The organism is Arthrobacter sp. TJ-236, from assembly GCF_058269235.1.
Map to the genome: position 1 here is coordinate 1,140,083 of NZ_JBZCNI010000001.1, position 19,322 is coordinate 1,159,404.

The 19,322-nt window shown below is 69.3% G+C and carries 18 protein-coding genes; 8 read left to right on the top strand and 10 right to left on the bottom strand.

Features of this window, described 5'->3' with window-relative positions:
- Nucleotides 1-30 precede the first annotated feature (30 nt).
- Nucleotides 31-912 carry an NAD-dependent epimerase/dehydratase family protein gene (locus AC4D16_RS05230; protein WP_490954195.1) on the bottom strand — a complete coding sequence of 294 codons (882 nt, stop codon included), beginning with the start codon at nt 910-912 and terminating at the stop codon, nt 31-33.
- A 202-nt stretch (nt 913-1,114) separates the two neighbouring features.
- Between AC4D16_RS05230 and AC4D16_RS05235 the strand changes: the two genes are divergently transcribed.
- A complete protein-coding gene (locus AC4D16_RS05235; RefSeq protein ID WP_490954196.1) occupies nt 1,115-1,714 on the top strand; it encodes a TetR/AcrR family transcriptional regulator in 600 nt (199 codons plus the stop codon).
- A 102-nt stretch (nt 1,715-1,816) separates the two neighbouring features.
- On the opposite strand, the gene AC4D16_RS05240 is transcribed toward AC4D16_RS05235, so the two are convergent.
- Entirely contained in the window at nt 1,817-2,461 is a 645-nt protein-coding gene (locus AC4D16_RS05240) for a TetR/AcrR family transcriptional regulator (protein ID WP_490954197.1), read from the bottom strand.
- A 56-nt stretch (nt 2,462-2,517) separates the two neighbouring features.
- On the opposite strand from AC4D16_RS05240, the gene AC4D16_RS05245 reads away from it, so the two are divergent.
- Entirely contained in the window at nt 2,518-3,273 is a 756-nt protein-coding gene (locus tag AC4D16_RS05245; protein WP_490954198.1) for an SDR family NAD(P)-dependent oxidoreductase, read from the top strand.
- A 39-nt stretch (nt 3,274-3,312) separates the two neighbouring features.
- On the opposite strand, the gene AC4D16_RS05250 is transcribed toward AC4D16_RS05245, so the two are convergent.
- Nucleotides 3,313-4,311, bottom strand: a complete 999-nt coding sequence (locus AC4D16_RS05250; RefSeq protein ID WP_490954199.1) for a D-cysteine desulfhydrase family protein — start codon at nt 4,309-4,311, stop codon at nt 3,313-3,315.
- A gap of 215 nt (nt 4,312-4,526) precedes the next feature.
- Between AC4D16_RS05250 and AC4D16_RS05255 the strand changes: the two genes are divergently transcribed.
- Complete coding sequence (locus AC4D16_RS05255; RefSeq protein ID WP_490954200.1) at nt 4,527-6,422, top strand: alpha-amylase family protein; 1,896 nt, start codon at nt 4,527-4,529, stop codon at nt 6,420-6,422.
- Between the two features lie 99 nt (nt 6,423-6,521).
- Here AC4D16_RS05255 and AC4D16_RS05260 read toward each other — a convergent pair whose 3' ends face one another.
- Nucleotides 6,522-7,340 carry a shikimate 5-dehydrogenase gene (locus AC4D16_RS05260; RefSeq protein ID WP_490954201.1) on the bottom strand — a complete coding sequence of 273 codons (819 nt, stop codon included), beginning with the start codon at nt 7,338-7,340 and terminating at the stop codon, nt 6,522-6,524.
- Between the two features lie 116 nt (nt 7,341-7,456).
- Here AC4D16_RS05260 and AC4D16_RS05265 point away from each other — a divergent pair, with 116 nt between their 5' ends.
- Nucleotides 7,457-8,596, top strand: coding sequence for a glutamate--cysteine ligase (locus tag AC4D16_RS05265; protein ID WP_490954676.1), 1,140 nt, complete (start codon nt 7,457-7,459; stop codon nt 8,594-8,596).
- A 114-nt stretch (nt 8,597-8,710) separates the two neighbouring features.
- Here AC4D16_RS05265 and AC4D16_RS05270 read toward each other — a convergent pair whose 3' ends face one another.
- The 5 genes from AC4D16_RS05270 to AC4D16_RS05290 form a co-directional block, all read right to left on the bottom strand.
- Nucleotides 8,711-8,953 (bottom strand): hypothetical protein, encoded by a 243-nt coding sequence (locus tag AC4D16_RS05270; protein WP_490948510.1) that lies wholly within the window; start codon nt 8,951-8,953, stop codon nt 8,711-8,713.
- Nucleotides 8,954-9,073: 120 nt separating this feature from the next.
- The gene (locus AC4D16_RS05275; RefSeq protein WP_490954202.1) at nt 9,074-9,595 is read right to left on the bottom strand and encodes an ATPase; all 522 of its coding nucleotides are present in this window, start codon (nt 9,593-9,595) and stop codon (nt 9,074-9,076) included.
- A 161-nt stretch (nt 9,596-9,756) separates the two neighbouring features.
- Entirely contained in the window at nt 9,757-10,902 is a 1,146-nt protein-coding gene (locus tag AC4D16_RS05280) for a mannitol-1-phosphate 5-dehydrogenase (protein WP_490954203.1), read from the bottom strand.
- Nucleotides 10,902-12,905, bottom strand: coding sequence for a PTS mannitol transporter subunit IICBA (locus tag AC4D16_RS05285; protein WP_490954204.1), 2,004 nt, complete (start codon nt 12,903-12,905; stop codon nt 10,902-10,904). The genes AC4D16_RS05280 and AC4D16_RS05285 overlap by 1 nt, the downstream gene beginning before the upstream one ends.
- A 62-nt stretch (nt 12,906-12,967) precedes the next feature.
- Nucleotides 12,968-13,696, bottom strand: coding sequence for a TetR/AcrR family transcriptional regulator (locus tag AC4D16_RS05290; protein WP_490954205.1), 729 nt, complete (start codon nt 13,694-13,696; stop codon nt 12,968-12,970).
- 119 nt (nt 13,697-13,815) lie between these two features.
- Here AC4D16_RS05290 and ptsP point away from each other — a divergent pair, with 119 nt between their 5' ends.
- Nucleotides 13,816-15,501, top strand: a complete 1,686-nt coding sequence (gene ptsP, locus AC4D16_RS05295) for a phosphoenolpyruvate--protein phosphotransferase (protein WP_490954206.1) — start codon at nt 13,816-13,818, stop codon at nt 15,499-15,501.
- 58 nt (nt 15,502-15,559) lie between these two features.
- Here ptsP and AC4D16_RS05300 read toward each other — a convergent pair whose 3' ends face one another.
- Complete coding sequence (locus AC4D16_RS05300) at nt 15,560-15,961, bottom strand: nuclear transport factor 2 family protein (RefSeq protein ID WP_490948498.1); 402 nt, start codon at nt 15,959-15,961, stop codon at nt 15,560-15,562.
- Nucleotides 15,962-16,191: 230 nt separating this feature from the next.
- Between AC4D16_RS05300 and AC4D16_RS05305 the strand changes: the two genes are divergently transcribed.
- The 3 genes from AC4D16_RS05305 (at nt 16,192) to AC4D16_RS05315 (ending at nt 19,321) form a co-directional block, all read left to right on the top strand.
- Nucleotides 16,192-17,403, top strand: coding sequence for an MFS transporter (locus tag AC4D16_RS05305; RefSeq protein WP_490954207.1), 1,212 nt, complete (start codon nt 16,192-16,194; stop codon nt 17,401-17,403).
- 113 nt (nt 17,404-17,516) lie between these two features.
- A complete protein-coding gene (locus tag AC4D16_RS05310; protein WP_490948494.1) occupies nt 17,517-18,473 on the top strand; it encodes a LysR family transcriptional regulator in 957 nt (318 codons plus the stop codon).
- A gap of 71 nt (nt 18,474-18,544) precedes the next feature.
- Nucleotides 18,545-19,321: an SDR family NAD(P)-dependent oxidoreductase gene (locus tag AC4D16_RS05315; RefSeq protein WP_490954208.1), complete on the top strand. Its 777-nt coding sequence runs from the start codon at nt 18,545-18,547 to the stop codon at nt 19,319-19,321.
- Nucleotide 19,322: the final 1 nt, after the last annotated feature.

Below are 19,322 nucleotides of genomic sequence, written 5' to 3' on the forward strand. Positions count from 1 at the left end.
GCCCGACGAGGCGGGCCGCTGCCACCGGTCTCAGGACGTGTAGTACCCGGCCTCGAGGTCGTCGAGCAGCGTCGGGCCAGTCGGCTCCCAGGCGACGAGGCGCCGGGTTCTGGCGTTGGAGGCGGGCTGGTCGCCGCCGATCAGGGCACCGAACATGCCGAGTTGCTCCGGGTCGACGGCCGAGGCTGTCAGGCCGGTCTTCCTCGCGATGACGTCGGCGACGTCGCGCATGGCCACCCCCTCCTCGCCGACGGCGTGCAGCACGGCCCCGGCGGGCGCCGTCTCCAGCGCAATGCGGAAGAGCCGGCCGGCGTCGCTGATGTGCACCGCGGGCCATCGGTTCGATCCGTCCCCGACGTAGGCGGCGGTTCCCAGCTGACGGTCGAGCCCGACCAGCATCGCGATGAGCCCGTTGTGGTCCCCCTCTCCATGGACGGTGCGCGGCATCCGCACGAGACCGGAGCGGATGCCGCGCTCCGCCAACACCAGTACGGCCCTCGCCGTGCGGGAGCGCGCGCCGGCCGGTCCCGCGGGATCGAGCTCGTCCTCCTCGGTGGCGAGTTGCCCGAGACTCGTCGGAGTGCCGGAAGCCGCGAAGAAGGCTTTCCCCGTACCGTCCAACGCCGATCCGATTCGCTCGAGGAGGCGTACCTCGTTGTCGACGGCCGCGTCGAACGCGGTGAAGTCCAGGGTGAAGGCGAGATGCGCGGTGGCGTCCGCGTCCGCCACCTCCGCGACCAACAGGTCGTGATCGCTCATGTCGCCCATGACTGGCGTGACGCCGACACGACGCACCTTCTCGGCCGAGGCCTCCGATCGGACGAGCCCGCGGACCTCGTGTCCTGCCGCAACGAGTTCGGCGGTGAGGGCTGTTCCGATCCACCCGGATGCTCCGGTGACGAATACGCGCATGTGATCGCTCCTGTCCATGACGGCCACCGCGCTCTGCGATGACCTGACCGAGCCCCTCTAGTGATGTGACTCAGGCACATGACACTACACCTGATGTTACTGAGTCACATCACTCATCGCCGCACCTTCCGCGACTTGCTCGTTCGTGGCCGAGTGCCCGCCTGCAGGGGGCGAAGCCCGATCCCATCACTAGACTCGAGGTATGGCTCGATGGGAACCGGACACACGTGGGAGGCTGCTGCACGCCGCGGTGGAGCTCTTCACCGAGCACGGGTATGACTCCACGACCGCGGCGCAGATCGCTGATCGCGCCAACGTGACCCGCACGACACTGTTCCGCCACTTCGCCGACAAGCGGGAGATTCTCTTCCAAGGTCAGGAGGAGTTGGTCACCCTTGCCGTGGAGGGCGTGGAGGCGGCGTTTCCGGGCAGCACACCGTTCGAGGTCCTTGAAGCAGGCATCCTGCCCCTCTGCGCGGTCCACACCGAAGACAGGCGACAGGTCCGTCAGCAGCTTGCTGCCATCATCCCGGCGAGCCCCGAGCTGCAGGAACGAGCAGCGTCCAAGCGATCCGCGATCACGGATGCGCTCCATGTCGCCGTCACTGCACGACTCGGCGATGCGCGTCAGGCAGGTGTACTCGCGGATGCCGGGATCCGCGCATACTACGACGGCTACGCCGCCTGGATCGACTCCGCCGAACAGGATCTACTGATCGATCGCGTCGGCGCCGAGCTCGCGGCTGTCGAGTCCGCCCTCGTTCGCCTGGCCGTCTCGGCACTGGCCGCGTCGGACACCTGACCGCGGCCGCCGTCGCCAGCCTGAGTCGACACGACCGACTTCAGGGACCTGCAGCCCCCACGGCAGGGCTCCAACCCCTGTGGTTGGCGGAAGTGACCCCTTCTACTCCCTCGTGAGGTGCAGGGCGGCGAGCACGACGTCGTCGATCACGGAGACGAAGAAGTCCCGGTGTGCGGGCTGACGGCCGGCATGCAGATGATGGGTACTCATCGCCGGAATGACATCGGCCAGGAGGGGGATGTGCGCGACGAACTTCGCGGGGATCTCGCCCCTGTCTGCCGCCCGGTACAAGATGCGCCGATACACCTCGACGTACGGTTCCGTGACCTCGGTTCGGACGACACCCGCGAGCTTCTCCGAGCTCCGCGTGGCCGAGGTGAGACCCGCGAAGATCGCCATGCGCCGGTCCGGACCGCCGAGCCAGGAGGAATCGACGACCGCGAGCAGATCCGCTCGAAGGAATCCCAGATCCGGTAGCCCATCGATCTCAGGGGGTCGTCCGACGGAGCGGATCGCGGCCAGGACGAGCTCTTCCTTCGTCGCCCATCTCCGGTACAGCGTTGTCTTGGCCTTACCGGTGAGGACCGCCACCTCATCCAGGGTGACCTTCTCATAGCCCTTCGCGGCGAGAAGGTCCAGCGTGCTCGCCAGTATCAGCCCATCACGTGAGTGGTCGGACGGGCGGCCCGTCCGCTGACGTCGCGTGGCCGCCCTGCCGGTGACGGGGGCTACGTCGGGGGTCTTCACCTCCACGACGATACTCCGGGCGTCACTACTTACGCTACCGAGGAGTATCGTAAGTAATGAGCACAACCTACGCTCAGAGCCAAGGAGCAGCAGTGAACATCAAGGACTCAGTCATCATCGTCACCGGCGCATCGTCGGGAATCGGCGCCGCGACCGCACGGGCCGCAGCACGGGCCGGAGCACGGCTGGTGCTGGCTGCTCGGCGCGAGGATCGGATCAACGAGCTGGCCGACGAGCTCGGAGGAACGATTGCCGTGCGTTGCGACGTCACTGATCAGGGACAGGTTGATCTGCTCCTGCAGAGGGCTCTCGACGAGTTCGGGCGAATCGACGTCCTCGTCAACAACGCGGGTCAGGGTTTACAGGCACTGACCGAGCAGATCGGGCTCGACGACTTTCGTTCCGTGCTCGAACTCAACCTCGTAGCGCCCCTGGCGATGATGCAGGCGGTGCTCCCGACCATGCGTCGCCAAGAGGCCGGCAGGATCGTCAACATCAGTTCCGGGACGACGTTCGCAGACGTGCCAGGAACGGGTGCATACGTCGCGTCCAAGATCGCACTCGAACGGCTGTCTGCGATAGCCCGCACCGAACTCGACGGCACAGGCATCACCGTGTCGACGATGATCCCGTTCGCCACCAGCACCGAATTTCTCACCTCGATCCGGGCAGGCCGCGCTGACGCCGAGGCGATGACGGCAGGAGCAACATTCGACACACCGGAGCAGGTTGCCGACGCGATCCTGCAGCTGATCAGAAGCGGTGCACCCCGAATGGACCTGGTACCCGCTGCTTACGGCGGATCCCGCTAAGAAAGCAAACCGCTTGAGGGCGTGCCAGACGCCCAGCGGTTAGGCGGGGGACGGCTCAGCGCCGAGCTCGATAATGCGGTCGAGGGCCTCCTGGTGTCCCAGCAGACCCGGGAGACCTCCCGTATGCCAGAAGACCGTCCGGTGCCCGCGTCGGATCTCCCCGTGGGCGACGGCGCGAACGAGGCCCGCCATGGCCCTCGCCGTGTACGTCGGGTCGAGAACCAAGCCCTCGGTGCGCGCAGCAAGCTGCAGGGCATGCAGAACCTCGTCCGTGACGGATCCGTAGCCGGGACCCAGCAGGGTCCGGTCGATCTGGATGGCCGTCGTCTCCTGTGGTCGGGCAGCGAGCTCGGACGCCATCCGGGCGACGGCGGACGCCGGGTCGGCCATGGCGCCCGTGTCGACGCCGAGTACACGGTCCGCACCGAGGGCGACGACGAGGCCCGCCATCGTGCCCCCGGAACCGACGGCCACGACCACGCGCTCCACCGAGGGGTCCTGCCGGAGGAGCTCGGTGCCGGCGTCCCGGTAGCCGGTTGCTCCCAGAGCGTTGGAACCGCCGAACGGGATGACCGCCGTAGCGCGGCCCTCGTCTGCCAGCGCTGACGCGACGTCCGCTGCGCGTGCTGCGAGCTCCTCGTCCGTCACATCACCACACCAGTGGACGGTGGCTCCGAGCAGCGCGTCCAGGGCGATGTTGCCCCTGGGCTCCGGGCTTCCGGTCAGGACCAGCACCACGTCGATGCCGAGTTTCGCGCCGGCGGCAGCAGTGAGCCGGGCGTGGTTGCTCTGAGCAGCACCTGTGGTGACGAGGACGTCCGCACCCTGCGAGAGGGCCGTGCCGGCAGTCCACTCGAGCTTGCGCACCTTGTTCCCGCCCCCGCCCAACCCGGAGAGGTCGTCATGCTTGATCCAGAGGTCGCCGGGGTCCAGGCCGAGAGCCGAGGCGAGCCGTGGTGCCGGCTCGAGGGGCGTCGGCCACGAGCCGAGACGCGCCCTGACGGGCGGCATTTCCCCCTGGTGCTTCATACCGGGCATGTCGTCCTCTCCTTCCGCTCCCCCTTCACGCGAGTGAGGGTGTCCGGGCGCCTCCAAAGCGCCTCGACGTCAATATCACCACGTGCAGGCTCGACGTGACAGCCGCCCTACGGAACTGCACGGACGCCTGAACGGCCTCGCTGAGACCCGTCGTGCGGACCTCCGGCGCCGGGGGTGCAGGGCTGGCACCACCGACCCTGCCCTAGGCTGGACGGATGAGTTCCACACCCCTGCCCGAGGACCGCATCCGCGCAGCGGTGCAGTCGGCCCGGCTCGGAAGCACGACCGACGCCGACTGGCAGTCCTTCGAGGCACGCTTCGACACCGAGTTCCCCCGATTGCAAGCGCTCTTCCACCGCATCTACGGGCCGGAGGCGGACGTCGAACTGCTCGACGTGGTGCGTGACGCCGCAGTCTCCTGGCAGCAGCGGCCCGAGGACCTCAAAACGATCGACGCCGCCCGCGCCATGGCTCCCGACTGGTTCCAGTCCAACAGGATGCTCGGCGGGGTCTGCTACGTGGACCTCTACGCCGGTGACCTCGCCGGACTCCGCGCGCGCATCCCCTCCTTCCGCGAGCTGGGGCTCACCTACCTGCACCTGATGCCCCTGTTCCGCGCTCCCGAGGAGAACTCCGACGGCGGGTATGCCGTCTCCAGTTACCGTGACGTTAACCCGGAGCTCGGGACCATGCAGGAGCTCGCGGACCTCGCGCGGGAGCTGCGTAGCGAGGGCATAGCCCTCGTGGTGGACTTCATCTTCAACCACACGTCCAACGAGCACGAGTGGGCGCAGAAGGCGATCGCCGATGATCCGGCATACCGTGACTTCTACTGGATCTACCCGGACCGCGAGATGCCCGACGCCTACGAGCGGACCGTCCGGGAGATCTTCCCCGACGACCACCCCGGCTCCTTCGTGCAGCTCGATGACGGCCGGTGGATCTGGGCCACGTTCTACTCCTTCCAGTGGGACCTCAACTACCGGAACCCGCGGGTGTTCCGCGCCATGGCCGGGGAGATGCTGTACCTCGCGAACCAGGGCGTGGACATCGTGCGCATGGACGCCGTCGCCTTCATCTGGAAGCAGCTCGGCACGGCCTGCGAATCCCTGCCCGAGGCCCACCTGCTCCTGCAGGCGTTCAACGCCGTGTGCCGGCTGGCCGCGCCATCGCTGCTGTTCAAGTCGGAAGCGATCGTCCACCCGGACGAGGTGATCCAGTACATCGGTCCGGGCGAGTGCCAGCTGAGCTACAACCCGCTCCAGATGGCGCTGATCTGGAACTCACTCGCCACGCGCGAGGTGGGGCTGCTCGCGCAGGCCCTCGAGCGGCGGCACCAGATCCCCGAGGGCACGGCCTGGGTCAACTACGTGCGTAGCCACGACGACATCGGCTGGACCTTCTCCGACGAGGACGCCGCCGAACTCGGCATCGACGGGCACGGGCACCGCCGCTTCCTCAACGCGTTCTACGTGAACCGCTTCCCGGACAGCTTCGCGCGCGGCGTCCCCTTCCAGGACAACCCGCGCACCGGTGACTGCCGCATCTCGGGCACGACGGCGTCGCTCGCCGGGCTGGAGGCGGGCGATCCGGCCGCGGTGGCGCGCATCCTCCTCGCCCACTCGATCATCCTCAGCACTGGTGGCATCCCGCTGCTGTACCTCGGGGACGAGGTGGGACAGCTTAACGACTACTCCTACCTCGAGGACCCTGCGAAGGCCGAGGACAGCCGCTGGGTGGGCCGCCCGGCCCGGCCCGCGGACCGCTACGCGTCCCGGCACGACCCCGCGACGGACGCGGGCGCCATCTTCACGAACCTCTCGCACCTCATCGAGGTACGACGCCGGACGCCGGAGTTCGCGGGCGTCCGGCTGGTGCCGTTCCACACGAACAACCCGCACGTGCTCGGCTACCAGCGCCCCGGGACGCTCGACGGCGAACCGTCCACCGTGGTGGTCCTCGCAAACTTCGCGGACACCTCGCAGCGCGTGACGCCCGAGACACTCTCGGGCCTCCCGCACACGGCACGGGAACTCGTCCGCGACGAGACCGTATTCCTCGGCGCGGGCCTGCAGCTCGAGCCGCACGGCATCCGGTGGCTGCGGGTCTGACGGACGCTCACCTAGATCCGGACGGGAACCGGCACCCTGAACGGGTCGGCCCTGTGGACGGGGACCGAAACCCTGAACGGAACCGGCAACCGACCGCCGTCAGGCCTGGCTGCGCGAGAACTCCCCCGCCGCCCGAACCTGCTCCGGCGTGGGCCGCACACCGGTGTAGAGGACGAACTGCTCCTCCGCCTGCAGCGCCACCACCTCGGCGCCCGTGATCACGGGCTTCCCGGCGCTGCGCGCGGCGAGGATCAGCGGCGTCTCGGACGGTGAGGCGACGACGTCGAACACCACCTGCGCCGCCGCGATGGCTGGTGTGGGGAACGCGACCACGTCGGCGTCCTCCCCGGTCATGCCGAGCGGCGTGACGTTGAGGAGGAGATCGGCGGTGGTGCTGCCGACGTCGTCCTGCCAGGCGAACCCGTAGAGGTCCGCGAGCGCGCGGCCCGTGCGCTCGTTGCGCGCCACGACCGTCACGCGGGTGAAGCCGGAATCACGAAGGGCCGCGACGACGGCCTTGGCCATGCCGCCCGAACCGCGCACGAGCACCGAGTGGGTCGTGGGGACGCGGTGCTCGCGCAGGAGCCGCTCGATCGCGAGGTAGTCGGTGTTGTAGGCGGTGAGCACGCCGTCGTCGTTCACGATGGTGTTGACGGAGTCGATGGCCTTCGCCGATGGATCGAGGTGGTCCACGAGCGCGATGACGTCTTCCTTGAAGGGCATCGACACGGCGCAGCCGCGGATCCCGAGCCCGCGGAGGCCCGCGATGGCGGAGGGCAGGTCCGTGGTGGTGAACGCCTTGTAGATGTAGTTCAGCCCCAACTCCTCGTAGAGGTAGTTGTGGAAGCGCGTGCCGATGTTGCTCGGGCGCGCGGCGAGGGAGATGCAGAGGGTCATGTCCTTGTTGAGAATCGGCACGCGCCCATCATTCCAGCAAGACGACGCACGGGCGGGGACCGGCGGGCCAGCACCTTACGATGGGGACGCGCCTCGCGTCCGTGGAGGCCGTGCCGTCGGATCCCCAGGAGCAGCCAGTGACCATCGACTTCGCGCAGTCAGCCCAGTCGACCCTCGGCGTCGAGTGGGAACTGGCGCTCGTGGACCGGTACAACGGCGAGCTGGTGTCCGTGGCGGACCAGGTGCTGCGCGGCGTGAGCGCCAACCACCCCGAACTGCAGGACGACGACGAGCACCCGCACATCAAGCAGGAGCTGCTCCTCAACACGGTGGAGCTCGTGACGGGCATCTGCACCACCGTGGAGGAGGCGAAGGCGGACCTCTCGCGTTCGCTCGCGGCGGTCCGCGAGGTCACCGATCCCATGGGCGTGGAGCTGTTCTGTGCGGGCTCACACCCGTTCAGCGCGCCCCGCTCGCAGCAGGTCACGGACCGGGAGCGGTACGCGAAGCTCATCGACCGGACGCAGTGGTGGGGCCGGCAGATGGTGATCTACGGCGTGCACGTGCACGTGGGCCTCGACCACCGCGACAAGGCGCTGCCCGTGGTGGACGGACTGACGAACTACTTCCCGCACTTCCAGGCGCTCTCGGCGTCGTCACCGTTCTGGGGCGGTGAGGACACCGGGTACGCCTCACAGCGCGCACTCATGTTCCAGCAACTGCCCACCGCAGGGCTCCCCTTCCACTTCGATGACTGGGCTGCCTACGAGTCCTACGTCCAGGACATGTTCACCACCGGGGTGATCGACTCCGTCAGCGAGATCCGGTGGGACATCCGGCCCGTGGGCAACCTCGGGACGGTGGAGATGCGGGTGTGCGACGGGTTGTCCACCCTGCAGGACGTCGGCGCGGTCGCGGCGCTCACCCAGTGCCTCGTCCACGAGTTCTCGACGGCGCTCGACGCCGGCCACACCATCCCCACCATGCAGCCCTGGCACGTCCAGGAGAACAAATGGCGCGCCGCCCGGTACGGGCTCGACGCGATCATCATCCTTGACGCCGCCGGCACCGAGCGCCTCGTGACCGATCACCTACTGGACGTGCTCGACCGGCTCGAGCCGATCGCCCGGACCCTCGGCTGCAGCGCGGAACTCGCCGACGTCGAGGGGATCCTGCAGCGCGGTGCCGGCTACCAGCGGCAACGGCGCATCGCCGAGGAGAACGACGGCGACCTGCGGGCCGTGGTCCTCGACATGGTGCAGCAGCTGCGCGCCTAGCGGTCCGGATCGGAGCCGGCGGGAGCCGGTCCAGGAGCACGACGTCAGCTCAGCAGGCTCGCGTCCCTGACTCGACCTTGATCAGACGTCGATCCGCCGTCGATCGAACCTCGGTCAGCGGGAGCCGCCCGTGAAGCGGTCGTCCCCGGCCGGGGAGTCCGCCGAACCCTCGAGGCCGAGGTTGCCGGCGAGGGTCTGGACGGCGGGACCGGCGTCGGGCACGGCCTGGTTCGCGATGAGGTCCACTTCGTCGGCGGCGGTGAGACCGCCCTCCTGGCTCTGGGCGACGTCCGTCGGATCGATGCCCTCGGTGCTGCCGAGGTCCTTCAGGTGATGGTTCTCCGTGGGTTGGTCCATGGATCGAGCGTAGGTGCCTTCCGCCGGCCGCGCGGGTCGGGGCGGGCTACGAGGCCACCTTGCGTGGGAGCCGGTCCGGAGCTAGCGAAATGCACCGTTCCCCCTCGGGACGGCGGTTGCTCATGCCCAGCCCGTGAGGTCGAGCAGCCGTTCGGCAACCGCCGCCGGGTCGAGGTGGTCCGTGTCCACGCGATGCACGGAGGCCGGCGCATCGGCATCGAGCCGGACCTGCATAGCCCTGCCGCGAGCTTCCGACGTCGGGTCCGGAGTGCCGTGGTTCCTCGCGCTGAGGCGGGCCCGCACAGGGTCATCGCTGCCGCGCAGCAACACGGCGGTCACCAGCGGATCGTCGCCCATCGCCGTAACCAGCTCGGGGAGCGTGAGGACGGCCGCCGTGTTCGTGTAGATGAGCCTCCTGTAGCCCAGCGACCGGTACCCGGCCCACATGAACGCCAGGTTCCGTTCCGTGAGCGCCGCGCTGGGGTGCGCCAGGTGCGGCGCCGGATGCGCGAGATCGAGGTAGTCACCCTCGATCACCGCGTGCTCGACGTCGCGCTCGATCAGGAGCTCGTGCAGCGTCAGTGCGGCGGTGGACTTGCCGACGCCCGACCGGCCGCCGAGGAAAAGCACGTGGGAGCGCATCGGGCCACTGTACTCACGCACGAGGGAGACGGGCCCGGGCCATGGCACCGACGCCGGCGTTTCGCGGCCGGTACGCCGCCGTGATCCGGCTGCACCTGCATCAGCCCCCGGACGCAGGGAGGGGAACGGCCGTAGCCGTTCCCCTCCCTGCGAGCAGTGACTCAGCCCAGCTGCGCGCGCCGCTTCGCCACGAGATCCCGGACGGACGGGAACAACGGGTGGTCGGCGTCGAGCCCGGTGATCGACGTCGTCGCCCTGTCCGGGTCCTGCGACCGGATGATGTCCGCCAGCTCGGCGACCTCGGGATCCTCCGGGGAGGAGAAGGCAAGCGCCGCCTGCATGACCCTGAGCAGTGCCTCGGGGTGGGTGCCCCGTTCCGCCAGCTCCGCAGCGGGACTGATGAAGCGCTCGTTGCGGCCGAGCTTCCGCAGGGGCGCGCGCCCCACCCGGGTCACGGTGTCGGGCAGGTGCTCGTTCGCGAAGCGACGCAGGATCTTCTGCACGTAGGCCTCCTGCTCCGCCTCGTCGAAACCGTGCTTGGCGACCAGCAGCTGCTTCGTCTCCTCGAGCACGGCCCGCACGCCGTCCGCGATGACCGGGTCCGCCATCGCGTCGGCGATCTTCTCCACCCCTGCTGCGTGACCGAGGTAGGCAGCCGCCGCATGACCGGTGTTGACGGTGAACAGCTTGCGCTCGATGTAGGGCGCGAGGTCGTCCACGTAGGTGGCTCCGGGGATCTCGGGCGCCCGGCCCGCGAAGGCCGTGCGGTCTATGACCCACTCGAAGAACGTCTCCACCGTGACGTCGAGGCCCTGGCCCTCGGCCTGATTCGGCACGATCCGGTCCACGGCGGTGTTGGCGAACACCGCCTTCGACGCGAGATCGCCCCCCTCGTACACCCGCTCGATCTCGGAGCGCAGGGTGTCCGTGGCGTTGATCGCGTTCTCGCAGGCCATGACCTGCAGCGGCGCCAGACCGTCCGCACGCCCGGCGATGCCGCGCGCGAGTACCGGCGCGAGGAACTTCAGGACGTTGGGACCCACGGCGGTGGTGACGACGTCGGCCGTGGTGATCTCGGCGACGACGTCCTCCTCCTGTGACCTCGAATTCAGGGCGCGGTAGGTGTCGACGGTCTTGACCGCCGGCTCCTCACCGACTTCGTGGACCTGGTAGCCGGGCGTGGAGACCAGCTGCTCGATCAGGGCGTCGGCGACGTCGGCGAAGACCACCTCGTACCCGGCTTCGTGGAGCAGGAGCCCCACGAAGCCGCGGCCGATGTTGCCCGCACCGAAATGCACTGCTTTCACTAGGCGTTGACCTTCCCGAAGAGCGCCAGGACCTCGCCGACCGTCGTCGCCTCGTCGAGCGTGGCCACCTGGTCCTTGTCCGAGAAGACCCGGGCGATCGCGGACAGGATGGACAGGTGCTCGTTGTTGACGCCTGCGACGCCGACCACGAACTTGACCTGCTTGCCGTTCCAGTCGATTCCCTCGGGGTAGCGGACGATCGAGACGGCGGACCGCCTGATGAGGTCCTTCGCAGCGTTGGTCCCGTGCGGGATCGCCAGGAAGTTGCCCATGTAGGTGGGAACGGAGCGCTCGCGCTCGTGCATGGCCGCCACGTAGCTGGCGTCGACGGCGCCGCGGTCCACGAGCAACTGCCCTGCCTCGTCGATGGCGTCCTGCTGCGTGGTCGCCGAACCGTTCAGCACGACACTCTCCTGGGCGAGGACGTCGTGCCCGCCGGTCGTCGACTCGGTCGCCGCGGAGGCATCATCCGCCTCCGCTGCGGCACCCGCCGGCATCGGGTTCTTCGGATCGACGCCGGTCTCGGACGAGGCGCTGGCGCGGACCAGTTCGACGATCTCGTCGTACCGGGGGCTGTTCATGAAGTTGTCGACGGACACGTGCGTGGCGCTCCGCGTCAGGGGCTCGGCGCGTGCGGCGAGGTCCTGGTGCGTGACGACGACGTCGAAGTCGTCCTTCAGGTTGGCGATCGCGGAGTTGGTGACCTTGACGTCACCGAATCCGGCGGCCTTGATCTTGTTGCGGAGCACCGAGGCGCCCATGGCCGAGGAGCCCATACCGGCGTCGCAGGCGAACACGATCGAGCGGATGGGGCCGTTGGTCGTGGAGGTGGACGCGAAGTTACCGGCGACGGAACTCTTCTTGCCCTTCAGGCCCTCCATCTTGCTGGCTGCACCCGCGATGTCGTCATCCGTGGACTTCGAGGTCTTGAGGATGACGGACCCGATGAGGAAGGAGACGGCGGCCGCCATGATGACCGAGAGCGTGACGCCGACGAAGCTGTCGGACGCGGTCGCCGCGTACACGGCGATGATGCTACCCGGGGCCGCAACGGACCGCAGGCCGGCCTCCGTGAGGACGAGCGTGAAGATGCCGGCCATGCCGCCGCCGATGACCGCGAGGACCATGAGGGGCTTCATCAGGACGTACGGGAAGTAGATCTCGTGGATGCCGCCGAGGAACTGGATGATGATTGCGCCGGGAGCCGAGGACTTCGCCATGCCGCGGCCGAAGATCGCGTAGGCGAGGAGCAGTCCGAGGCCCGGGCCGGGATTCGCCTCGAGCAGGAACAGCAGCGACTTCCCGGTCTCGGTGGCCTCCTGCGTTGCGAGCGGGGTGAGCACGCCGTAGTTGATCGCATTGTTGAGGAAGAGGATCTTGGCGGGCTCGATCAGGATGCTGGTGAACGGCAGCAGGCCATTGGAGACGAGGAAGTCGACTCCCCTGCCCGCGGCATCGCTGAACAGCGTGACCACCGGCCCGACGGCGAGGAGGCCGAAGACGGCCATGATCGCGGCGAAGATACCCGCGGAAAAGTTGTTGACGAGCATCTCGAAGCCGGGGCGGATCTTCCCGTCCCAGATGGAGTCGATCTTCTTCATGAGGTAGGCGGTCAGCGGACCCATGATCATCGCGCCGATGAACATCGGGATGTCGGTGCCGACGATGACACCCATCGTCGCCGCCGCTCCCACGACGCCGCCGCGGGTGTCGTAGACCATCTTGCCGCCGGTGTAGCCGATCAGCAGCGGCAGCAGGTAGGTGATCATGGGGCCCACGAGCCCGATGTTCGGGTCACCGGCCGCATTGGTACCGAAGCCACCGAGGACCGGATTGGGGAAGTACCCGGCCTCGATGAAGAGGGCCGTGATGAGGCCCCACGCGATGAATGCGCCGATGTTGGGCATGATCATCGCCGAGAGGAAGGCTCCGAACTTCTGGACGCGGACCCGGGCAGTGGGCCCCGACCTCACCTGTGTCTGTGTTTCTGTCTGTGTTGCCACGTCGTTTCCTAACGGTTGTGCCCCGCTACGTTGCGAAGGCGTGGGTGATGAAACCGGGAGCGTCAGCTCCCGGACCTGCTGGAGATGCGTTGGAGCCATTCGAGGAAGAGTTTGAGTTCCGAACTGGTGAGCTGGTCGGGGTGGGAGGACTGCAGGGCCGCGTTCAGGGCGATCGCGGCGACGACGACGGATGGCGAACCCTCCGTGTCGGTGGTCGGATCACCCTCGGAGTCGGTGGCGATCGCGGAGATCACCGCCTCGCGGGTCATGGCGGAGAGCTCGAGGTTGCGCTTCCCGGCGGGTTCCGCGATCAGCATGAGTGTCACCCCGATGTTGGCGGCGAGCATACTGCGGGCGGCTTCGTGCGGCGTGACCATCAGTCGCGCCGCAGCGGCCGCTCGGGCGAGGACCTCCTCGAGGAACGCCTCCGCGCTCGCCACCATGGAAGGTCTGCGCTCCGGCCGGATGTTGCCGAACATCACCACGTAGAGGTGCGGGTGGTCGAGCCCGAACTGCACGTGGTTGTCCCAGTGCATCCGCAGGTCCTCGATGGGCTGGCCGGACGCCGGGATGCGCCGCTCCGCCTCGAGGTACTCCGAGAAGCCCTCCGCGACGACGGCGTCGAACAGGCCTTCCTTGTCACCGAAGTGGTGATAGAGGGTGGGGGCGGTGACCCTGGCGGCCTTCGTGATCTGTCGGGTGGAGACGGGCTCGCCGTTGGACTCGGCGAGCAGCGCCGCCGCGGCTCTCAGGAGCCGGATCTTGGGTGCGGACTCGCCACCGGGTGTCATGCCCGCTACGGTAACACCTATAGCACCGTTATATGAAGCACGTCACAGGAGTCTTTTGCACGGCACCGCGAAAGGGTGCTAGACCGGGAGAACCCACAGGCTAGAGATGAGGACATTCAATGGAGAAGTTCGCAGGCGTCGGTGTCAGCCCGGGACGCGTGATCGGCCCCGTTCTCCACATGCCCCACCCTGTCGGTGAGCCCCCGGTCGGCGAGCGCCTCGACCCGGCGGACGCTCCCGAGCAGGCCGTGGCCGCCCTCAAGACCGCGAGCAAGGCCGTGCAGGAGGAACTCAAGCGCCGTGCCGCGGCCGCCAAGGGTGATGCGCAGGCGGTCCTCCAGGCGACGTCGCTCATGGCCGCGGACCCCATGCTCCTGAAATCCGCGACGAAACTCATCAATGGCGGGTCCTCGCCGTCCCGTGCGATCTGGGAGGCCGGTGCGTCCGTGGCCGAGATGCTCCACAACCTCGGCGGGTACATGGCGGAGCGGACCGCGGACGTCCTCGACGTCCGCGCGCGCATCGTCGCCGAACTCCAGGGCCTCCCCGCCCCGGGCATCCCGGCGTCGGACGCGCCCTTCGTCCTGGTGGCCGAGGATCTCGCCCCCGCGGACACCGCGACCCTCGATCCGTCGATGGTCCTCGCGTTGGTGACCTCCGGAGGCGGACCGCAGTCCCACACCGCGATCATCGCGCGCTCGCTCGGCCTCCCCGCCGTCGTCGCGGCCACGGGCGTGGACGACATCCCGGGCGGTACGGCCGTGTTCGTGGACGGCGCGGCCGGCACCGTGTCCCTCGATCCGGGCGCGGACGAGCAGGCCGCTGCCGAGGCGTACGCCGCGGCCGCCGAGGCGCTCACCGTGTTCGACGGCGCCGGCGTCACCGCCGACGGCCACGAGGTGGCCCTGCTGGCCAACGTGGGAGGCGCGAAGGACGCCGTGAAGGCCGCCGCTGCCAACGCCCAGGGCGTGGGCCTGCTCCGCACCGAATTCTGCTTCCTCGGACGGGACACGGAGCCCAGCACCGAGGACCAGGTGGAGGCCTACAAGGGCGTCTTCGACGCCTTCCCGGGCAAGAAGGTGGTGGTCAGGACGCTCGACGCCGGCGCCGACAAGCCCCTGCCGTTCCTCACCGACACGAGCGAGCCGAACCCGGCGCTCGGTGTCCGTGGATACCGTACGGACCTCACCTCCCCCGGCGTGCTCACCCGACAGCTCGCCGCGATCGCGACCGCCGCCGGGCAGTCCTCGGCCGACGTCTGGGTCATGGCTCCCATGATCTCCACCGCCGAGGAGGCCGCCGACTTCGCGCGGATGTGCTCAGAGGCGGGCCTGCGGACGCCGGGCGTGATGGTCGAGGTGCCTTCCGCCGCCGTGATGGCCGCATCCATCCTCGGAGAGGTGTTCTTCGCGAGCCTCGGAACCAACGACCTCACGCAGTACACGATGGCGGCCGACCGCCAGCTGGGTTCCCTGGCCTCGCTGAACAACTCGTGGCAACCGGCCGTGCTGCGCATGGTGCAGCTCACCGTCGAGGGCTCCGTGGCGGAGGGTTCCGGCAAGCCCGTCGGCGTCTGCGGTGAGGCCGCGGCGGATCCCGCCCTCGCCGTCGTGCTCGTGGGCCTCGGTGTGGCAACGCTCTCGATGACCCCGCGCGCGCTCGCGGGCGTCGGTGCTGTCCTCGCGAGCGTGACGCGCGCCGAGGCGGAACGCATCGCGGCGATCGCGCTCGCTGCGCCCACGGCCCTCGAGGCGAAGGCGCGTGCGCGTGCCGAGCTCCCCGTCCTGGAGTCGCTCGGCCTCTGACAGCAGGCCGTGACCCGGCCCGACGCGGACCGGTGGAGGCGACGCCCGACGAGGGTCGTCAGAACATCGGGTGCGGGTTCTCGGCGTGTTCGGGGACGGGCTGCAGGACGTCCCAGTGTTCGACGATCCGCCGATCCTCGACGCGGTAGAGGTCCACGACCGCGAGGACGGGCCGCCCGGGGAACGTGGCCCTGACGTGCACGGCGGCGAGGTCACCGTCCACCAGCAGGCGCTGCACCGCGAAGGAGACCCCCTCTCCACCGAACCTCGCGACGAGGAACTCGATCGCGGCCTGCCGCCCGTCCGCAATGGACGGGTTGTGCTGGATGTAGTCCTCAGCCACGTGGTCCTCGAAGGCTCGGCGGACCTCCCGTCGGTGGTAGAAGAGGTCGCAGAACCGCTCGAGCATCGCCCGCCTGTCCTCGACCGTCGTCGTGTGGTGTGCCGTTCCAGCTGTCATGTGCCGCCTCCCGTGCGCGGGCCTCCGGCCTCGCTGGGACCTCACCCTACGGCTGCCACGGGCCCGCGGACCCCCTCCATCTCGGCATCCCTGCTATCCACCCCGCGGATACCTTGCATCCTGAGGAGCTTCTTCCTCGATACCTCGCAGGCGGTCACAGTGAGAGGGATCACTGCAGCTGGACGCCCGTCCCGACGTCGCAGGGAGATCCACGAAGGCGAGGTAGTTCAATGAAGAATGTCCGTGCCGGGGAGCAATCCCCTCCCACCGAAGCTCGTGCCGCCACCCGGGAGGGCACTACCGGCCAGGCCGCGCTCCTCATCGCGGGCAGCTGCATGCCCGTCCTCGGCGCCGTGCTCCTGGCGCCCGTCCTCCCCACCCTCACCGCGGAATTCGGTGACGCCGCGTACGTGGCGGTCCTGGTGCCCCTCGTGCTCACGGTGCCCGCGCTGTTCGTGGCCCTCTTCTCACCCGCCGCGGGGTGGGTGGCCGACCGCGTGGGCCGGAAGAAACTGCTCATCGGGGCCATGGTGCTCTATGCGCTCTTCGGCACCGCTCCCCTGTACCTGACCACGCTCGGGAGCATCGTCGCCTCGAGGGTGGGCGTCGGGATCGCCGAGGCGGCGATCATCACGTGCTGCACCACGTTGATCACCGACTACTACTCCGGCGCGCGCCGCAACACGTACCTCGGCCTCCAGACCATGGTCAGCGCGCTCGCCGCCACGGCCTTCTTCGCGATCGGCGGCGCGCTCGGCAGCGTCGGTTGGCGCGCCCCCTTCTGGATGTACTCCGTCAGCCTCCTGATCGTGCTCCCCATGGTCTTCCTGCTGTGGGAACCGGTCCGCTCCACGGCCACGGCCGTCCGCACCCCCGTCCCGTGGCGCCAGGTGGCCGTGCCGTCACTGGTCACCCTGTTCGGGGGCATCGTCTTCTACACGCTGATCGTCCACCTCCCCTACGTGGTCACCGGGCTGGGCGTCGCCGACCCCGCCGTGATCGGCATCGCAGCGGCCGTCGCGTCCCTGGCGACGGCGGCGGGCGCCGTCTCCTTCCGCTACCTCGTGCGTCTCGGCACGCCCCGGCAGCTCGTGGTGGCCTTCGGCTTCGCCGGCGCCGGCCTCCTGGTGGTGGCTGCCGCCACCACCATCCCCGTGGTGATCGCCGGCGCGGTGATCGCGAGTGCCGGCACCGGGCTGCTGCTGCCCACGCTCCTGACCTGGGCCGTCTCGGGGCTCGGGCTCGAGCAGCGGGGGCGCGGGACCGGCATCTGGACCAGCACCCTGTTCATCGGCCAGTTCCTGACGCCGATCGTGGTCATCGGCATCTCGGCCCTCGGCGGCCTCGACGTGGCGCTCGGCACCATCGGCGTCCTCAGCCTCGTGGCCCTCGTCGGAGCCCTCGTGGCCGGCACCCGCGCCCGGAAGCCGGCCATCGCCTGACCCCACGTCGCGTGTCCCGGGCGCCGCCGTCGGTGCGAGCCTCGAGCGCCTCCTCCCCCGCGCCCCGCCGGAGAGGAGGCGCCAGGCGTGGGGGTGGTGGCTAGGGTGGGCCCATGAGGAACCTCGACCTGAACCTGCTGCCTCACCTGCAGGTGCTGCTGGAACTGCGGAACGTGTCCAGGGCTGCCGAACGGCTGCAGCTGAGCCAACCGGCAACGAGCGCGGCCATGGCGAAACTGCGGCGGCACTTCAACGACGAGCTGCTCACCCGCACAGGCCGCACCTACGAGCTCACGCCCTTCGCGCAGGCACTGCTGCCGCTCGTCAACGAGGCCGTGGCGCACATGCAGCGGGCCACGAGGATTCGCTCGGGCTTCGACCCCGCCACGAGCGAGCGCGAGTTCGTCATCGCGGCCTCGGACTACGCAGCCTCCCTCGTGGTGGGTCCGCTCCGTCGCATCCTCGTCGAGGAGGCCCCCGGCGTCGGCGTGGACATCGTCCCCAACTCGGGCTTCAAGGGCGAGATGTCCGAGCTCTCGCGGACGGACCTGCTGATGGGACCCACGGGGTACCGCATGCAGGGCACCTCGCGCGAACTGTTCCGTGACAGCTTCGTGGCCGTGGTGGACGCCGCCCACCCGCTGCTCGAGGAGGAGTCCGTGACGCTGGAGGACCTCGCGCGGCTCCCCCACGCCGTCGGCTTCTTCGGCGAGACGATCCTGACGCCCGCCGACCGCCTGTTCGCCGACCGCAGTCTCACGCGTCCGGTGGCCGCCGTCGTCGCCGGGTTCCTCGCCCTCCCGCTGCTCATCGAGGGCACGGACCTCGTGGCGATGATGCCCGCGATGCTGGCCGCACGCGCCCAGCGCGGCGCGCCCCTCGCGGCTCTGCGCATGTCACCCGGCCACGAGGTGGCGCTGGTCGAGGCGCTGTACTGGCACCCGACGCAGACCGAGGACCCGGCGCACAGCTGGCTGAGATCCGTGGTGCACCGCGCGTGCACCTCGCTCAACGATCAGATCCCCCTGACGCCGCACCGGCTTACCATCGGAATCGCGGATACCTCGTAGACGCACGTCCGCCTTCCGGTGACCTCGTGCCGGGTGGCAGGGTCGAGGCACGTCCGTTCGAGGGAGAACACATGCATGCGCCGAGGCTCACGGGGAAGACCGCCGTCATCACGGGGATCGGCAGCGGGCTCGGCCGGGCAGCAGCGCTCCGCTTCGCGGAGGAGGGAGCGACGATTTTCGGGTGCGACATCGACGACGTCGGCGCCGCCGACACCGCGCGCGCCGTCCGGGACGCGGGCGGCACCATCGGTCACACGCACGTGGACCTGACCCAGGACCAGGAGGTGGCGGCCTGGGCGGCTGCCGTGCAGCGGGAGCACGACGGCGTCCACATCCTGTACGCGAATGCGGCGGCCACGCGCTTCGCCCCCGTGCACGAGCTGACCGTCGCCGACTGGCAGTGGAACACCGCCCACGAGCTGGACGTGGTGTTCCTGCCGGTCCGGCACTTCTGGGAGCAGCTCACCGCGGCCCCGCGCGCCGCCGTCGTCCTCGTCGGTTCCACCGCCGGCGTGCGGGGGTCGACGACGAACGGCCGCCTCGCGCACAGCGCCACGAAGGGCGCGGTGATCGCGATGACGGCGCAGCTCGCCGCAGAGGGGGCGCCCCGCGGCATCCGCGTCAACGCCGTCAGCCCGGGCATGATCCGCACGCGGGCCACCGAGCAGGACCTCCTGGCGCCCGACCACCCGATGACCGGCATCGCGCGGTCGATCCCCCTCGGGCGGATCGGCACGCCGGAGGACGTGGCGGCGTGTGCCCTGTTCCTCGCCTCGGACGAGGCCGCGTACGTGACCGGCGCGAACCTCATGGTGGACGGCGGCTGGTCGGCGGTGCTCCCGGGCTGAG

Coding starts and splice junctions, on each gene's coding strand:
- AC4D16_RS05270 (WP_490948510.1), bottom strand. CDS start 8,953: ATGGACCAACCCACGGAGAACCATCACCTGAAGGACCTCGGCAGCACC.
- AC4D16_RS05300 (WP_490948498.1), bottom strand. CDS start 15,961: ATGACAGCTGGAACGGCACACCACACGACGACGGTCGAGGACAGGCGG.
- AC4D16_RS05230 (WP_490954195.1), bottom strand. CDS start 912: ATGCGCGTATTCGTCACCGGAGCATCCGGGTGGATCGGAACAGCCCTC.
- ptsP (WP_490954206.1), top strand. CDS start 13,816: ATGGAGAAGTTCGCAGGCGTCGGTGTCAGCCCGGGACGCGTGATCGGC.
- AC4D16_RS05235 (WP_490954196.1), top strand. CDS start 1,115: ATGGCTCGATGGGAACCGGACACACGTGGGAGGCTGCTGCACGCCGCG.
- AC4D16_RS05255 (WP_490954200.1), top strand. CDS start 4,527: ATGAGTTCCACACCCCTGCCCGAGGACCGCATCCGCGCAGCGGTGCAG.
- AC4D16_RS05290 (WP_490954205.1), bottom strand. CDS start 13,696: ATGACACCCGGTGGCGAGTCCGCACCCAAGATCCGGCTCCTGAGAGCC.
- AC4D16_RS05315 (WP_490954208.1), top strand. CDS start 18,545: ATGCATGCGCCGAGGCTCACGGGGAAGACCGCCGTCATCACGGGGATC.
- AC4D16_RS05310 (WP_490948494.1), top strand. CDS start 17,517: ATGAGGAACCTCGACCTGAACCTGCTGCCTCACCTGCAGGTGCTGCTG.
- AC4D16_RS05305 (WP_490954207.1), top strand. CDS start 16,192: ATGAAGAATGTCCGTGCCGGGGAGCAATCCCCTCCCACCGAAGCTCGT.
- AC4D16_RS05275 (WP_490954202.1), bottom strand. CDS start 9,595: ATGCGCTCCCACGTGCTTTTCCTCGGCGGCCGGTCGGGCGTCGGCAAG.
- AC4D16_RS05245 (WP_490954198.1), top strand. CDS start 2,518: ATGAGCACAACCTACGCTCAGAGCCAAGGAGCAGCAGTGAACATCAAG.
- AC4D16_RS05250 (WP_490954199.1), bottom strand. CDS start 4,311: ATGCCCGGTATGAAGCACCAGGGGGAAATGCCGCCCGTCAGGGCGCGT.